The sequence below is a fragment of the Pseudomonas helmanticensis genome (assembly GCF_900182985.1).
GTDB classification, from domain to species: domain Bacteria; phylum Pseudomonadota; class Gammaproteobacteria; order Pseudomonadales; family Pseudomonadaceae; genus Aquipseudomonas; species Aquipseudomonas helmanticensis.
Map to the genome: position 1 here is coordinate 573,998 of NZ_FXUY01000002.1, position 14,536 is coordinate 588,533.

Sequence of the window (14,536 nt, forward strand, 5' to 3'; positions counted from 1 at the left end):
GGGCGGCATTATGGTCGCCCGACGCAGACCACTACAACTCGATGCGCTCGACCTTGCCGACCAGCAGCACGTAGGACAATGCACCGATCAATGCGAGAACCGCGATATAGGTGATCGCCGGCGCGAACGAATCGCCGCTGGCAAGGAAGCCGATCACGATCGGCGTGGCAATCGCCGACAAGTTACCGATGAAGTTGAACACCCCGCCGGTCAGCCCGAGCAAGCGTGCCGGCGCCAACGTCGAGACCAGCGACCAAGTGATCGAGGCCAGGCCGTTGCCGAAGAACGCCAGCGCCAGGAAGGCAATCACCAACGGCGTCGACTCAACGAAATTCGCGCCGATGATGGAAGTGGAAATCAGCAGCCCGCCAATGATTGGTAACTTGCGCGCAAACCCGACGGTGCAGCCGCGCCGAATCAAAAAGTCGGAAAAGAATCCCGAACACAGCACGCCGATGAACGCGGCCAAAAACGGCAACGACGCCAGCAGGCCGGACTTGATGAAGTCCATGCCGCGATATTTCACCAGATAAGTCGGGAACCACGTGAGGAAAAACCACAGCGTCGAATTCAGGCAAAACTGGCCGAGGTAGATGCCCCACAACTTGCGTTTGGTCAGGACGATACCGAGGTCGGTCCAGCTGAATCTGGCCTTGACCCTGGCGGTCTCCTGCTGAATATCGACCAGACCACCGCCCTCGCGGATCAGGTCGATTTCGGCGTCGTTGGCGCCTTTGAAATCCCGTGGCTCGCGATACACCGCGTACCAGATCGCCGCCCAAATGATGCCGACTGCGCCGGTAGCGACGAACACCATGTGCCAGCCGAATTCGTGTTGCAGCCAAGCGAGTACCGGGGTCAGGAATGCCAGACCGACGAACTGCCCCGAGGTGTAGAAACCAATGGCCGTGGCGCGCTCGCGCTCGGGAAACCAAGTCGTCACCACGCGGCTGTTGATCGGATACGCCGGTGCTTCGAGCGCGCCGACCGCCATGCGCAACACGAACAACGCGATGAAACTGGCAGCGAAACCGAGCATCACCGTGGCAATCGACCACAGCAGGAGCGCGACACTGTAAAGGATGCGCGGCGGCACGCGATCGACCAGCCAGCCGCCGGGAATTTGCATGGCGGCGTAGGTCCAGCCGAACGCTGAGAAGATCAGGCCGACGTGAATCGGATCGATACCCAGCTCACTGGTCAGGGCCGGCGCGGCAATCGACAGGTTGCTGCGGTCGAGGTAGTTGATGACCACGGTGATGAACAGCAGCACCATGATGAAAAACCGCTTGCGGCTGGGCGTGACTAAAGACGCCTGCCCGGTGAGGGTTTGCGATTGCATGGGGAGAGCCTCTTTTTATGTTTATTGAGGTCGGCCTGAGGCCTGATCGTTCCCACGCTCTGCGTGGGAATGCAGCCCGGGACGCTCCGCGTCCCCAAAAGCGGACGCAGAGCGTCCATTGAGGCATTCCGACGCAGAGCGTGGGAGCGATCTCATCGGGTGTGTCAGGCAGGACTCACCACTCGGCAAAGCTGCCATCGGCATGGCGCCAGATCGGGTTGCGCCAGCGGTGCCCGACCGCCGCACGTTCAATCACGTATTCCTCGTTGATCTCGATACCCAGCCCCGGCCCGTTCGGAATCTTCACGAAACCTTTGTCGTAATCGAACACCCGTGGATCCTTCACGTAGTCGAGCAAGTCATTGCTCTCGTTGTAATGGATGCCCAGGCTTTGCTCCTGGATAAACGCGTTGTAACAAACCGCGTCCAGCTGCAAACACGCCGCCAGCGCAATCGGCCCCAGCGGGCAATGTAGCGCCAGCGCCACGTCGTAGGCCTCGGCCATGTTGGCGATCTTGCGGGTTTCGGTGATGCCGCCGGCGTGCGAGGCATCCGGCTGGATGATGTCGACGTAGCCTTCGCTCAACACGCGTTTAAAGTCCCAACGCGAGAACAGGCGCTCGCCGAGGGCAATCGGCGTGCTGGTCAGCGGTGCCAGTTCTTTCAGCGCTTCGTAGTTTTCGCTGAGCACCGGTTCTTCGATGAACATCAGTTTGTACGGATCGAGTTCCTTCATCAGCACCTTGGCCATTGGCTTGTGCACGCGGCCATGGAAGTCGACGCCGATGCCGACGTTCGGCCCGACCGCGTCACGCACGGCGGCAACGTTGGCCAGCGCCAGATCGACTTTTTCAAAGGTATCGAGGAATTGCAGCTCTTCCGTGCCGTTCATTTTCACCGCGGTGAAACCACGGCTCACCGCTTCCTTCGCCGCACGCGCGGTGTCGGCCGGACGGTCGCCACCGATCCACGAATACACGCGAATCTTGTCGCGCACCTGGCCACCCAGCAGATCACTCACCGACACACCCAGCGCCTTGCCCTTGATGTCCCACAGCGCTTGATCGATGCCGGCCAGCGCACTCATGTGGATCGCACCGCCACGGTAGAAACCGCCGCGATACAGCACGGTCCAGATGTCTTCGATATTGCGCGGGTCTTTGCCGATCAGGTAGTCGGACAATTCTTCGACGGCAGCGGCGACAGTGTGCGCGCGGCCCTCGACCACAGGCTCGCCCCAACCCGTCACGCCCTCATCGGTTTCGACCTTGAGGAAGCACCAGCGCGGCGGTACGATGAAGGTGGTGAGTTTGGTGATTTTCATCTTTTATCTCTCTTATAGATGTAGCGCACGCAGCGCCAAAAAGTCTTAGCGAAGGGCCTTCCACGCGGCCACGTAGGCCTTGGCATTCACCGCCACTTGCTCCGGCGTCATGCCCGGCTTGAACAGGCCAGAACCGAGACCGAAACCTTTCACACCGGCGTCGATAAACGCCTGCATGTTGTCCGGCGTGATGCCGCCAACCGGCGCCAGCACCGTCCCGGACGGCAACACCGCAAGCCAGGCTTTGACGACCGCTGGGCCCATCTGCTCGGCCGGGAACAGCTTGAGAATGTCCGCGCCCTCCTCCAGCGCCGCGAAGGCTTCCGTCGGCGTGGCGACACCCGGCGATAAATACAGCCCCGCCGCTTTTGCCGCGCGCAAGACCTTGGCGTCGCTGTGCGGCATGACGATCACCTGGCCACCGGCGTCTTTCACCAAGTCGACCTGTTCCGGGGTCAACACCGTGCCCGCACCGATCAAGCAATCGGCGGGCAGCGTCTTGCGCAGGATGCGGATACTTTCGTACGGCGAAGGGGAATTGAGCGGTACTTCGATGACGCGAAATCCGGCCGCGTACAGGACTTCTCCGACAGCGGCGGCTTCCTGCGGATGCAGGCCACGCAGAATCGCGATCAGACCGTTTTGCGCCAGTGCTTGCTTGAGCATGTCAGGCCTCCAGTCAGGGTTAACGGGATGAGGAATCGATCAGTCCGGCGGCCAGCGCCAGTTGCCACAGACCACGCTCGGTGGCCTGCTCGGCCAGCGTCACGTCGGCGAATCCATAGACATCGAGGACACGGCTGTAGCGCGCACAGAGTTGCGCGTTGCCGATGAGGATGATCGAAGGGAGATTGCGGTTGTTGCGGCGACGTCGCTGAACCGTGGCGAGCGCCACCAGTTCATGGCCGATCATCAGACCGGACAGATAATCTGCCTGCGCCGTCGGGCTGAGTTCGCCGGTCAGGCCCAGGGTGCGGACGCTGAACAAGGTCGACAGCACGCCGAGTTCGCCGTCCGCCGACTGCGCAACCTGCACGCCACGGTCAAACGCCTGAGCATCGAACGCTGCGCCTTGCTTCAGGGTACGGCCGAGAATGCTGTGCTCACTGAGCACGGCGAACACTTCGCCGGTCATGAACGTATCGAAGTGAGTGATGCAGCCATCGACCACGTTCACCCACTTGGAGTGACTGCCCGGCAGCCCGATCAGCAGATCATTGCCCGCCTCGACCGGCAGACTCTGCAGGACGCCAAGCACCTGGGTTTCTTCGCCACGCATCACGTTCGGCAGCGTCGAGCGCTGAATCACGCCTGGCACGATATGCACCACGGTGCCGCGCAGACTGACAATTGTTTGTAGGGAGTTTCCGAGATTGGCGACATCTGCCGGCGTCTCGCAATAGGCCGCTTCACGCCAGCCCTGCGCACTGCCGACCATGCCGCAAGCGATCACCGGGAGATCCGGCTGCGCCTCGAGCCAGTCGCCGCACGCTTCATCGAAGGCCAATTCAAAACCATCGGTGCATTCGCGACCGTTGATGATTCGCGCGGCCTTGGGCAACTGCATGATCCCGGACGACAGCGCGCGCTGCTCCAGCACCACACCGTCCGCCGCGAGTTTGTAAGCACGTAATGAGGTCGTCCCCCAATCGAGCGCGATCAATTGCGCCAGCATCGCTTCACCTGTTTTGTTTTTGGCAGTGAGTGCGACGGACTATAGACCTCTCAGATGGGAAATCTCAATATGTAATTTTGCATCCCATATTATGGGACTGTGTCAGTCCATTTTGTCCAACGCTGAACGACATCCAGATTGTTGTTGATCAGGATCCTCACTGTTTCGTACTCGCTGAATCCCACCTCATGTGTGCGGCCCTTGTCGTCAGTTACTCCGGGCTCCCGGCGTCCGTCAGCGCGAATAATGGTGTACGCCGCGAAGGGCGCCGGGTTTTCCGCTGAACCTGAAACAACCTTCAGCTTCGTGTTGTTCGGCGCAAACGAGGCCAGCATGCCGGCATAGGGTACGTCGCTACAGAGTCCGAGACTGTCAATCTGTTCATATCCCAGCGCCAGGTCATAGCGCCAGCGCACGATGCACACTGAGGCAAAAGGCAGCAACGACCTCGGTCGGTCGGACTGTTTAAGCGAAATACGCGCGGGCGCCACGCGAGGATTTTCTATCGCAGCAATGAACCGCGACGTGGGCATGTACATGACTTTCGAGTAATACGCCACGAACGGGAACGCGGTGATCACCACCTTGCACGGAATGTATTCCTGCGGCTTGAGGATCTGCACCAACTCAACCGGTCGAATGTGATTACGGCCGTCATTGACGGCGTGATTCTCGACACTGATATTCGCGAACATCTCATAGCGACGATCGCCTTCGATCAAGCGCATACCGCTGACGATTCCCGAGGCTTCCAGAACGATTTCATGTTCGATGGAAAAGTCTGGGTCACCGTTCAACGAGCAGTGGATCCAGGTGCCAATCTGCCCTCTTCGACCATGATCTTCATAGAGGTCGATGAGGTTTCGGTCGGAGGTGAAACGCAGGTCGTAAGAGGAAGATATCTCGTGAGTGATCGAGACAAACTCAAGCCTGGCGGGTGGGACATTGAGGTGCAGGCAAGATGAACACAATAAAAAACCGGCAATCAATAAAACCTTGTAGATTTTGCGATCCATTAGCGGTGTTCCTCCTGAATCACACACGGCTGCAACTGTTGAAATGAATATTCAAGATCACCCGCCCAATATAAAGCTTGATCCTGGAACAATAATTCGGCTTATTTAGCCAAAGCACAAAACAACTGACTCATCACTCCAGGCCATCGAGTTCTTTTAAAAAATCTTCGGAAGGAATACGCATGAGTTCCGAAAAGTAGGTTTTATATTTTGTCGTATGCACTCTGAATGTGCACACAACGAAATCATTCGCCGTTAAAGCTCCGCGCAACCCATTACCATCAAGAATACGCTCCTTACCCTGCACTTCTCCGGTCTCTTTAAAAATAACTTTGGCGATATACTTTCCTTTCGACGGGTTTTCACTCACCTCAACGATACCGTTGCCGTAGAGTTTCTGATAATGACCTATAGAAAAATCCAGATCAGCGCCCAAGGTACAAACCAGTTCCTCGCCAATTTTAGACTGGAACAACTCCAACAAATCGGTATGACTTGAGAAACCGATGAAGAACGAACTTCCGCTCGAGCTAAGTGAAACCGCTCTGTAATCAAGAGTGGCAATTGGCCGGCCATGATTCGAGGAACATGAGCAACAAAGCAATAGGGCAAGCACTAACAAAAATCTATTCAACGTCTATTTCTCCCTTAGATAGCCAAGTATAGAGTCTGCCAACAGCTGGCGAGCGGACTTACCGCCATCCAGTTTTTTATCGAACATGATATCCGCATCTGCGTGATTGACATCAACTCGGCCACTGACATCAGGACCTGAAGTTATTTCCCATTGCTCACCAAAGTCCGCGACAGTATCGGATATGTCTCGATTCTTGATTTTATCCGCACGGATATTTACCCAGAACTCCGCCTTTGGCTCAGGTTTTCGCCTGTAAATGGTTGAAATACCATATACGATCTTTCCCTGCCCCACGGGATCTATCGTTATCAGCATTTTGACCTTGTAACCCTTATCGATCAAAACACTGGAGAGGTGTGCTCCGTTCCAACCACCCAAACTGTGTCCTATGATATAAACAGGCGTGGATTTATCAGGGACTTCAACCAATACATTTTTGGCCAGGTCCTCATCGGTCAGGAATTTATTATAAGCCAGTGCTTTCATGTTGCACTTCGACAAATAGCATAGCGCTGCAGCATCAGCCTCTACTTTAGTTCGAACATGACTCACGTTCCAGTTCGGCCCACTGAGGTAGTAACTTTCCTGGTCTCCCGCACCACCGACAAACAAAATGAAGACTTTCTTCATGCTGATCGCAATGATTTTGGCGCACTTATCTTCTGGCTTGGTTAATTCAACGCTCCCCGCGTCTCTTTTAGCCAAAGGTTCCAGGCTTGCCGCATTCTCTCCTGCCATATCAGTTACTCAACAAATAATTTAATAGTTTCGGGTAAATGCGAGCTGACGGTATGCGTAAATCCCGACGCATCGGTAACGCCATGTTCTTCACTGCCGTTACCGCGCTGAATCGTATAGGGGTGATAAGGCACAGGCTCTCCACTTGCCTCATTCACTACTTGCAACCTGTCTGTAAAATGCACCGGCATCGGCAACAACCCGCTAAACGCCGCGCCTCCGCCACTCTGGCCGATTATCACCGTCCCCGAACCACCGACCACGACATTGCCGTGGCCGCCGGTACTGTCGAGCATTGCGGCATTCAAGCCGTTGATGAAAACGGTACCGGAGACTGCCCCGGTAATCGGGCTGCCGCACGCCGATTTATCGGTCATGCGCGCAGCCGCGAGGCCATCGAAGAAGACGTCGGGCGAGCCGGAGACGATCGGGTTGGTACCATGGCCTGGCAACGGGCAGGCGGTCGGGTCGGTGACGCGTGCAGCGGGTTTACCACTCAATTCAAAGCTCCTTGCTTCGGGGATTCCGGGTGTGGCTGATGGATATCGATGTCGGTTACGGCGAAGCGCCAGCGGTTGTCGACGGGGTCGAACAGGGCGTGGCGGTGTTCACGGCTGTCGGGGGATGCGGCGGTTTGCAGGTGTCGCCAGGCTTCGTCGGTTTGCCAGGCCAGTTCGGCCGGCGAAGCGTCGTCGAGTTCGTTGAGCCAGGCGTTGTAGTTGCGCAGGTGATTACGCTCGTAAGTCGATTGCAGCAGATTCGCCATTTGTGAACCGAGGTCCAGATGATGTTCGGCCGTCCAGTGACCAATCTCGGAATAGGCATACCAGCCCATCGGCATCAACCCGCCGTCCTTGAGCAATGAATGTCCGGCGGGGGCAACGAAACCACAGCAGATGTGCAGCATCAGGCAGCCTTGATGAGCTCCGATAAACGCCGTCGGGTCGAAGGTGCGCAGCGGTATCACGCGGTAATCGTCGAGACCGGCACTGCGCGTCATCAACTCGGCATCGAGGCGTGACACGAACGCACGAATGGCTGTGCCGCCCGTACGATTGACGGTGCAGAGAATGTCGACCGGTTGGCGCTGGGGGTTGTCGCTCGAGCCTGAATTTTTCACCAGGCCATACAAACGCATTGACGCCCGTAGTCCGCTCATCGCTGGTCACTCGTTGACGCAGCGAAGGCTCCACGGGCGTGGAGAAGTTGTGCCAGAGGCATTGCAGGTGTCATCCATGAGCGCGCAAAAATGGCGCGTAGAATGCCGGACTAGAGCGCTGGCGACAATCGAATTAGCATTGGATTGCCATCATTGTTTTCAGCCCTCGGCGAACTCGCGGAGAACCTTGCCATCCATGCGGTAGCGCACCCATTCCTCTTGGGGTTGCGCACCGAGGGATTTGTAGAAATCGATGGCCGGCGTGTTCCAGTCGAGCACGCTCCATTCGAAGCGGCCGCAGTCGTTGTCGCAGGCGATTTTCGCCAGGTGGCGCAGCAGGGTTTTGCCGGCGCCGCCGCCGCGTTGTTCGGGGGTGATGTAGAGGTCTTCAAGGTACAGGCAGTTGCTGCCGAGCCAGGTCGAGTAGCTGAAGAAAAACACCGCGAAACCGATCGGCAAACCATCGCGCAAACAAATCAGGCCGTGGGCGGTGGCGCCTTCGCCGAACAGGCTGCGCTCGATGTCGGCGACGCTGGCGATAACTTCGTGGCGGGCCTTTTCGAAATCGGCGAGTTCAGTGATGAAAGCGAGGATTTGCGGGGCATCGCTGGGGGTCGCCGGGCGGATTTCGATCGTCATGACGGGCCTTGTCGGAAAAGGAAAACGCCATACTAAGGCCGTGGGCGGCGCTCGTCACACTCCAAACCTGATGAGGAACCCTGTGGCGAGGGGATTTATCCCCGTTGGACTGCGCAGCAGTCCCATTTTTTAGGGCCGCTTCGCGCCCCAACGGGGATAAATCCCCTCACCACAGAAGTATCATCAACTGAAAATCTACGACAGCCAGTAAGGATGCTTATGAACGATGCTGCTTTCGCACCACTGATTTCACTCGCCGCCGAGTTACTGCCCCACGCTCTGGAAATATCGGACGACGGTGCGCACGACCTCGCGCATTTGCAGCGGGTCTGGCACAACGTGCGCACGTTGCACGAAGAAGAAGGCGGCGATCTTGAGGTGTTGCTCGCAGCCGTCCTGCTGCACGACTGCGTGGCCGTCGAGAAAAACTCGCCACTGCGTGCACACGCCTCACGTCTGGCGGCAGAAAAAGCGGCGGCGGTGCTCGCGGAGATCCATTGGCCCAGCGAAAGAATCGCCGCCGTCACCCACGCTATCGAAGCGCACAGCTTCTCCGCCAACATCAGCCCGCTCACCCTCGAAGCGAAAATCGTCCAGGACGCCGACCGTCTCGACTCGCTGGGCATGCTCGGTGTCGCGCGCACGTTCTACATTGCCGGGCGCATGGGCTCGGCGCTGTACGACCCGCAGGATCCCCAAGCGCAGCAACGCGACTACGACGACAAGCGTTTTTGCCTCGATCATTTCCAGACCAAACTGCTGCACCTCGCCGACGGTTTCCAGACCGCTGCCGGCCAGCGTCTGGCGCAAATTCGGCACCAGCGCCTGAAAGGTTTCATGGAGCAATTCATGGAAGAAATCGGCAGCGTCTGAGCGTTACTCCGGTCAGTGCTGAAGCTGACTTCGCCAACCTCAGACCTAACCCGCGCAGGCGACGTGTTAAACAGATGACGCTCATTTTTCCGGTCAAGGAACCGCGTCATGTCGCAAGCAACGCCCCAGGTCTCAGGCAAGCTGTTCGGCCTGTTCTGCCTCGCCAGTTATCTGTTGTCGCTGTCGTATGGCTCAACGTTTTTGCTGTCGCTGTTGATCGGTTCACGCGGCGGCAATGAACACGATGCTGGCAGCGTGATTTCGGCGGCGATGGTCAGTACGTTTGCGGCGGTGCTGGTGTCCGGGCACTTGTCCGACATGCTCGGCGCAGCGCGTTCGATTGCGCTGTTCGGGCTGCTGCTGGTGGCGGCGAGCCTGGGTTTTGCGATGACGCCGGGGTTTGGTCCTCTGCTGCTGTTGTTTGGATTGCTGCTGGGTTTGGGCTGGGGTGTTTTCTACACCTTGGGGCCGATCATCGTCGCCAGTCTGGTGACCCCGGCGCAGCGCGCGAAATATTATGCCTTGCTCTCCGGCAGCATGATGACTGGAATCGGCAGCGGTCCATTGCTCGGGCGCGCAGCCAGCGCGTTGGGCTTGCCGGTGACATCGGCGTTCTATCTGGCGGCGCTGGCGAGCCTGATCGGTGTGCTGCTGTTCTGGCGTCTCGGCGCGCGATTGCAAAGTACCCAAGCGACATCAGCCGCGAAAATCAGCTGGCAAGCGACCACGCAAGTACTCGGCTCACGCGCGGTGTTCCCGATCATCATGGTCGGTCTCGGTGGGTGCGTGTTTGGTGGTCTGTCGAGCTTTCAAACAAGCTACGCCGCCGCCCGCTCGCTGGATTATTCGTTGTTCTTCCTGGGTTTCATGAGCGCGGCCATCAGCAGCCGTATGTTGATCGCAGGCTATGTGGTCAAGCGGGATCCGCTGCGTGCATCGTGCCTGTTGTCGGGATTGATGCTCGCCGCCATCGTGCTGTTCGCCTTCGGTGTGCACAGCGGATTCACCTACCTGCTGGCGGCGCTGATGCTCGGTGTCGGTTATGGCCTAACGTATTCGGTGATCAATGGCCTCGCCGCCAATGAAGCACCAACCGGCACCACTTCGCAGGCATTGCTGCTGTTCAGTCTCGCGTATTTTATCGGCGTGTTCGGCTTTCCGTTGCTGGCCGGGAAAATCATCGTTGAACAGGGCATGGCGACGCTGCTGCTCACGGTATTGGCCGTGGCGCTGGCGAACTGGCTGATCACCGTGGGTCGTCTGCTCTGGCGTCGACTTAACCTCAAACCGGCGACGGCGCTCTAGACCGTTCGTCGTTCATCAGGCACCAATCCGATCACCGGGCAGACCAACGACAGGTAAGGATTCCAATCACTGGAGAAGCCCTATGATCTCGTCAAGGTTGACCGCTTTCGTATTCAGCGCCCTGCTCTGCCCTGCGGTTTTCGCAGCATCCGCCACCGCTGCGGGCACCGGCCCTACCGATCCAACCCCGCCCCGCGCGCCCGCCATCAACAGTGCTCCCGGTATGAATACCGATGGCTCCGGCGTGCCCTTGATCAATCAGCCGCCCGCCACCGGTACTGATCCGCGCACCCAGGGCAGTGATCCGGGCCGCCAGGGCGGGATGAACACCCCCGACGCCCCGGCAACGCCAGACAACGCTGGCCCCGGCATCGGCTCGAAAACCACCACCGGTGGCTCCGGATCCGAAGGTTCCGGGCAGTAGTTCGCCGACGCGAGCGTCCTATTCACATCCATGAAGAGGTAACCATGAACGTCGATAAAAACCTGGAAAAAGAAGTCCTCACCCGCCTGCTGCACGCCCACCCAAGTGGACTGGGCAAGGAGGTGCTGGACAATTACCGGGGCGAAAAGCTCGTGGCCAGCGCCCTCGCCGCTTTGCAGGATCGCGGACTGATTCACCACGGTCATGTGACCTGCAACGAGGCCGGCGAACACTCGTTGAACCTGCCGATCAAGCTCAGCGCGGCCGGAGTTGAAGCGGCGCGAAAACTCGATAGCTGAGCAATGTGATCGTGTGATCGTGTGATCGTAATCATGTAGGAGCTGCCGCAGGCTGCGATCTGTTGATCTTTAAAATCAAAAGATCGCAGCCTTCGGCAGCTCCTGCATTGAAAATCAGATACCGATGCAAGGAGAAATCCCATGCCTCGTGGAAGCAAAGACAAATACACCGCCGAGCAGAAACGCAAGGCTGAACACATCGAAGACAGCTACGAGAAAAAGGGCGTGTCGAAAGATGAAGCCGAGGCGCGGGCCTGGGCGACGGTCAACAAACAATCGGGCGGCGGCGACAAGGCCGGAGGTTCCGGGCGCAAAAAACCGGCGAGCGCCAAGTCCGAAGACCGCCAGGAATCATCACGGCGCGCGGTGGCCAGTCGCAAGGGGCATACGCGCAACAGCAAAGCTTCGCGGGATACGCAGACGGTCGACAGTTTAATGAAGGAGGCGCGGGATAAAAAGATTCCCGGGCGGTCTTCGATGCGCAAACAAGAGTTGATCGAAGCGTTGCGCAAGGCTAGCTGAAATCCCCCTGTAGGAGCTGCCGAAGGCTGCGATCTTTTGACGTTGAAGATCAACAGATCGCAGCCTTCGGCAGCTCCTACATTGGGTTTAGGTGCGACACAGATTCAATGTGGGATCTGGCTTGCCGGCGATTGCTATAAATCAGACGCCGCCGGACTCGCGGATAAACGCATCCACCTCAGCCGCCCCCGGCGAGCTCGCCGGCCCCCAGCGCGTCACCGCCAAAGCCGCCGCCGCATTCGCCCGCCGCGCTGCTTCGTACGCCGTCAAGCCCTGCGCCAACCCGGCGACAAACACCCCGGCATGCGCATCGCCAGCACCATTGCTGTCCAGTGCTTTCACGGCAAACCCCGGCACATGCCGACGCTCGTCGTGCTGATCAATCCAGCAGCCCTGCGGCCCGTCACGCACCACCATCAGCACCTCTTTGGGCAGATGCTCCGCGAGTCGATCCAGCGCCACCGCGATGTCTTCAGCACCGGTAAACCGCAGCGCTTCAACACTGTTGCTGGTCCACACATCGATGCGCGGCAGCAGCGCCTGCATCATCGGCGAATCCGGTGATTCCACCAACGGGCCCGGATCGAACACCACGTTGATCGAGTCCGGCAGCGCCAGCGTCCAGTCGAGCAGCGCCTGCGCCTTGCCTGCGTGCAGCAGGCTGTAGCCGCTGAGATAAACGTAATCGCCCGCCTCGGCCGCGACACTGTTCAAATCCTCCTCGGTCACTTCACCTTCAGCACCGATGTAGGAAATGAAACTGCGCTCGGCCGAGGCATCCGTCAGCGCTACGCACAAACCGGTGTCACGCGACGCCGGTTCACCGATGCCGATGTGAATGCCTTCAACATTCATCGCCTCCCGCGCCAGATCGCCGAAACGCCCGCTGCCATGCCGACCGAGATACACCACCGGCAAGCCATTACGCACCGCCGCCGCCATCACGTTGAAACCGCCACCGGCTTCGAAACCCGCCGATTGCGCGAGCACATCGCCGCCAATCTGCGGCAGTTTTTCCACGGCCATGACCAGGTCGATAATGACCTGGCCGGTGTGCAACATCTTAGGCATGAGCATTCTCGGTTTGCGCGGCGCGGCGATCTTTCGCCCCGCCGAGGACGAAGTAAATGCCACCGGCCACCACGAAGGTCACGATCCAGCCGAGGCCGTTGTGTCCAAGCCACGAGTCGGACAGGAAGCCTTTGAACCAGACGTTTTGCGCCGTGGTGCCGATGGTGGTGAAACTGAAACCGAGCACGATGGCAATCGCCCACGCACCGAATGCACGCCACTCGATGCCGCCGCGATACCAGTAGGCGCTGCTCGGGCTGACGTCGAGCAGGTCTTTCGGGCTGTAGTAGTGACGGTGAATCAGGTCGACGATGAAGATCCCGACCCACGCGGTAATCGGCACCGCGAGCAGGGAAATAAACGTGATGAACGGGCCATAGAAGCTGTCGGCGATCAGCATGAAGTAGATCGAGCCAGCGAAGATCGCGACGATATCGACCACCACCGCGTAGACGCGTTTGACCTTCAGGCCCAGCGTCAATGTCGTCAATCCGGCGGAGTACACCGACAGGTTGTTCGACAGCAGCAGGCCACCGAACGCGGTGATCAGGTACGGCACCGCCATCCAGGTTGGCAGCATGTCGCGAATCGCCACGATCGGATCAGTCGCCGAAGCGAGATCGTTGTTGCCCACCGACAGCAGTCCGCCGAGGGTGATCAGTAACACCAGTGGTATGCCCGCGCCGAATGCCGCTGAAGCAACCAGGCGCACGGCTTTGACGCTGCGATGCTGATAGCGCGACATGTCAGCGCCAGCGTTGGCCCAACCGATGCCGGTGCCGGCGGCCATGGTGCCGATGCCGATGATCATTGCGCTCATCGGCGCGGGCGTGGCGTTGAACACCGCGCTCCAGTCGATGGTGGCGCAGAGGAAGCCGCCGACCAGAAGGTTCAGCGCGCCGAACACGTAGGTCGCCCACTTCTGGATCACCAGCAGCGTCGCGTGGCCGAGGCCGGAGACGGACAGGGTCAGCAGCACGAAAATCGCGATGAAGATCAGCGTCAGCACCGGCGCACTTTTCGCTTCAACCGGCGAACCGAACAGGATCGAGCACAACGACAACAGCACGAATGCAGCGGTGGTGGTGTTGACCGTTTCCCAACCGAGACGCGACATCAGCGAGACCAGGGTCGGGCCGATATTGCCGCGCACGCCGAAGATCGCTCGCGACAACGTCAGGCTCGGCGCACGGCCACGACGGCCGGCAATCGAGATGATCCCGACCACCGCAAACGAACCCGCCGCGCCGATGATCGCGACAATGATCGCCTGCCAGATCGCCAGCCCGCGAAACGCGACCAGCGTGGCGCCCAGCGGCAGACCGAGAATGGAAATGTTGGCGGCGAACCAGACCCAGAACAATTGCAGCGGATGACCGTTGCACTCGGCTTCCGGCACCGGTTCGATGCCACGGGTTTCCAGTTGCCCGGCGCTTTGCCCGGCGTTTGCTGAACTCATGAAAAATGCTCCTGTTGCCATTCTTGTGTTTATGGGCAATTCATTAACCTGCA

The 14,536-nt window shown here is 58.8% G+C and carries 17 protein-coding genes; 5 read left to right on the forward strand and 12 right to left on the reverse strand.

Annotated elements, in window-relative coordinates; genetic code table 11:
• Nucleotides 1–31: 31 nt before the first annotated feature.
• The 10 genes from QOL84_RS25315 to QOL84_RS25360 form a co-directional block, all read right to left on the reverse strand.
• Nucleotides 32–1,342, reverse strand: a complete 1,311-nt coding sequence (locus QOL84_RS25315; RefSeq protein WP_283438968.1) for an MFS transporter — start codon at nt 1,340–1,342, stop codon at nt 32–34.
• Between the two features lie 175 nt (nt 1,343–1,517).
• Nucleotides 1,518–2,666 carry a galactonate dehydratase gene (gene dgoD / locus QOL84_RS25320; protein WP_008085519.1) on the reverse strand — a complete coding sequence of 383 codons (1,149 nt, stop codon included), beginning with the start codon at nt 2,664–2,666 and terminating at the stop codon, nt 1,518–1,520.
• Between the two features lie 45 nt (nt 2,667–2,711).
• Entirely contained in the window at nt 2,712–3,332 is a 621-nt protein-coding gene (locus tag QOL84_RS25325) for a 2-dehydro-3-deoxy-6-phosphogalactonate aldolase (protein ID WP_283438969.1), read from the reverse strand.
• A 19-nt stretch (nt 3,333–3,351) separates the two neighbouring features.
• Nucleotides 3,352–4,341, reverse strand: coding sequence for a 2-dehydro-3-deoxygalactonokinase (locus QOL84_RS25330; RefSeq protein ID WP_283438970.1), 990 nt, complete (start codon nt 4,339–4,341; stop codon nt 3,352–3,354).
• Between the two features lie 89 nt (nt 4,342–4,430).
• A complete protein-coding gene (locus QOL84_RS25335; protein ID WP_283438971.1) occupies nt 4,431–5,357 on the reverse strand; it encodes a hypothetical protein in 927 nt (308 codons plus the stop codon).
• A gap of 133 nt (nt 5,358–5,490) precedes the next feature.
• Complete coding sequence (locus tag QOL84_RS25340; protein ID WP_283438972.1) at nt 5,491–5,991, reverse strand: hypothetical protein; 501 nt, start codon at nt 5,989–5,991, stop codon at nt 5,491–5,493.
• A 3-nt stretch (nt 5,992–5,994) separates the two neighbouring features.
• The gene (locus tag QOL84_RS25345; RefSeq protein ID WP_283438973.1) at nt 5,995–6,732 is read right to left on the reverse strand and encodes an alpha/beta hydrolase; all 738 of its coding nucleotides are present in this window, start codon (nt 6,730–6,732) and stop codon (nt 5,995–5,997) included.
• Nucleotides 6,733–6,737: 5 nt separating this feature from the next.
• Entirely contained in the window at nt 6,738–7,232 is a 495-nt protein-coding gene (locus QOL84_RS25350; RefSeq protein ID WP_283438974.1) for a PAAR domain-containing protein, read from the reverse strand.
• Nucleotides 7,229–7,891 carry a hypothetical protein gene (locus QOL84_RS25355; RefSeq protein WP_283438975.1) on the reverse strand — a complete coding sequence of 221 codons (663 nt, stop codon included), beginning with the start codon at nt 7,889–7,891 and terminating at the stop codon, nt 7,229–7,231. The genes QOL84_RS25350 and QOL84_RS25355 overlap by 4 nt, the downstream gene beginning before the upstream one ends.
• A gap of 159 nt (nt 7,892–8,050) precedes the next feature.
• Nucleotides 8,051–8,530, reverse strand: a complete 480-nt coding sequence (locus tag QOL84_RS25360) for a GNAT family N-acetyltransferase (RefSeq protein WP_053122551.1) — start codon at nt 8,528–8,530, stop codon at nt 8,051–8,053.
• 219 nt (nt 8,531–8,749) lie between these two features.
• On the opposite strand from QOL84_RS25360, the gene QOL84_RS25365 reads away from it, so the two are divergent.
• From QOL84_RS25365 to QOL84_RS25385, 5 genes are all read left to right on the forward strand, one after another.
• On the forward strand, nt 8,750–9,403 hold the full coding sequence (locus QOL84_RS25365) for an HD domain-containing protein (RefSeq protein WP_283438976.1): 654 nt from the start codon (nt 8,750–8,752) through the stop codon (nt 9,401–9,403).
• 108 nt (nt 9,404–9,511) lie between these two features.
• Nucleotides 9,512–10,708, forward strand: a complete 1,197-nt coding sequence (locus tag QOL84_RS25370) for an MFS transporter (protein WP_283438977.1) — start codon at nt 9,512–9,514, stop codon at nt 10,706–10,708.
• Nucleotides 10,709–10,790: 82 nt separating this feature from the next.
• Complete coding sequence (locus tag QOL84_RS25375) at nt 10,791–11,132, forward strand: hypothetical protein (RefSeq protein WP_129395004.1); 342 nt, start codon at nt 10,791–10,793, stop codon at nt 11,130–11,132.
• Nucleotides 11,133–11,176: 44 nt separating this feature from the next.
• Nucleotides 11,177–11,431, forward strand: coding sequence for a hypothetical protein (locus QOL84_RS25380; RefSeq protein WP_129395005.1), 255 nt, complete (start codon nt 11,177–11,179; stop codon nt 11,429–11,431).
• A 141-nt stretch (nt 11,432–11,572) separates the two neighbouring features.
• Complete coding sequence (locus QOL84_RS25385; RefSeq protein WP_283438978.1) at nt 11,573–11,953, forward strand: Rho termination factor N-terminal domain-containing protein; 381 nt, start codon at nt 11,573–11,575, stop codon at nt 11,951–11,953.
• Between the two features lie 141 nt (nt 11,954–12,094).
• Here the strand turns inward: QOL84_RS25385 and QOL84_RS25390 are convergent, their stop codons facing one another.
• Both QOL84_RS25390 and QOL84_RS25395 read right to left on the reverse strand, forming a co-directional pair.
• Nucleotides 12,095–13,024 carry a PfkB family carbohydrate kinase gene (locus tag QOL84_RS25390; RefSeq protein WP_283438979.1) on the reverse strand — a complete coding sequence of 310 codons (930 nt, stop codon included), beginning with the start codon at nt 13,022–13,024 and terminating at the stop codon, nt 12,095–12,097.
• Entirely contained in the window at nt 13,017–14,483 is a 1,467-nt protein-coding gene (locus QOL84_RS25395; RefSeq protein ID WP_129395007.1) for a purine-cytosine permease family protein, read from the reverse strand. The genes QOL84_RS25390 and QOL84_RS25395 overlap by 8 nt, the downstream gene beginning before the upstream one ends.
• Between the last annotated feature and the right edge of the window lie 53 nt (nt 14,484–14,536).

What these genes read in the sequence shown, in the direction of transcription:
- QOL84_RS25315 (WP_283438968.1), bottom strand. Translation starts at nt 1,342, where the DNA reads ATGCAATCGCAAACCCTCACCGGGCAGGCGTCTTTAGTCACGCCCAGC.
- dgoD (WP_008085519.1), bottom strand. Translation starts at nt 2,666, where the DNA reads ATGAAAATCACCAAACTCACCACCTTCATCGTACCGCCGCGCTGGTGC.
- QOL84_RS25325 (WP_283438969.1), bottom strand. Translation starts at nt 3,332, where the DNA reads ATGCTCAAGCAAGCACTGGCGCAAAACGGTCTGATCGCGATTCTGCGT.
- QOL84_RS25330 (WP_283438970.1), bottom strand. Translation starts at nt 4,341, where the DNA reads ATGCTGGCGCAATTGATCGCGCTCGATTGGGGGACGACCTCATTACGT.
- QOL84_RS25335 (WP_283438971.1), bottom strand. Translation starts at nt 5,357, where the DNA reads ATGGATCGCAAAATCTACAAGGTTTTATTGATTGCCGGTTTTTTATTG.
- QOL84_RS25345 (WP_283438973.1), bottom strand. Translation starts at nt 6,732, where the DNA reads ATGGCAGGAGAGAATGCGGCAAGCCTGGAACCTTTGGCTAAAAGAGAC.
- QOL84_RS25355 (WP_283438975.1), bottom strand. Translation starts at nt 7,891, where the DNA reads ATGAGCGGACTACGGGCGTCAATGCGTTTGTATGGCCTGGTGAAAAAT.
- QOL84_RS25360 (WP_053122551.1), bottom strand. Translation starts at nt 8,530, where the DNA reads ATGACGATCGAAATCCGCCCGGCGACCCCCAGCGATGCCCCGCAAATC.
- QOL84_RS25365 (WP_283438976.1), top strand. Translation starts at nt 8,750, where the DNA reads ATGAACGATGCTGCTTTCGCACCACTGATTTCACTCGCCGCCGAGTTA.
- QOL84_RS25370 (WP_283438977.1), top strand. Translation starts at nt 9,512, where the DNA reads ATGTCGCAAGCAACGCCCCAGGTCTCAGGCAAGCTGTTCGGCCTGTTC.
- QOL84_RS25375 (WP_129395004.1), top strand. Translation starts at nt 10,791, where the DNA reads ATGATCTCGTCAAGGTTGACCGCTTTCGTATTCAGCGCCCTGCTCTGC.
- QOL84_RS25380 (WP_129395005.1), top strand. Translation starts at nt 11,177, where the DNA reads ATGAACGTCGATAAAAACCTGGAAAAAGAAGTCCTCACCCGCCTGCTG.
- QOL84_RS25385 (WP_283438978.1), top strand. Translation starts at nt 11,573, where the DNA reads ATGCCTCGTGGAAGCAAAGACAAATACACCGCCGAGCAGAAACGCAAG.
- QOL84_RS25390 (WP_283438979.1), bottom strand. Translation starts at nt 13,024, where the DNA reads ATGCCTAAGATGTTGCACACCGGCCAGGTCATTATCGACCTGGTCATG.
- QOL84_RS25395 (WP_129395007.1), bottom strand. Translation starts at nt 14,483, where the DNA reads ATGAGTTCAGCAAACGCCGGGCAAAGCGCCGGGCAACTGGAAACCCGT.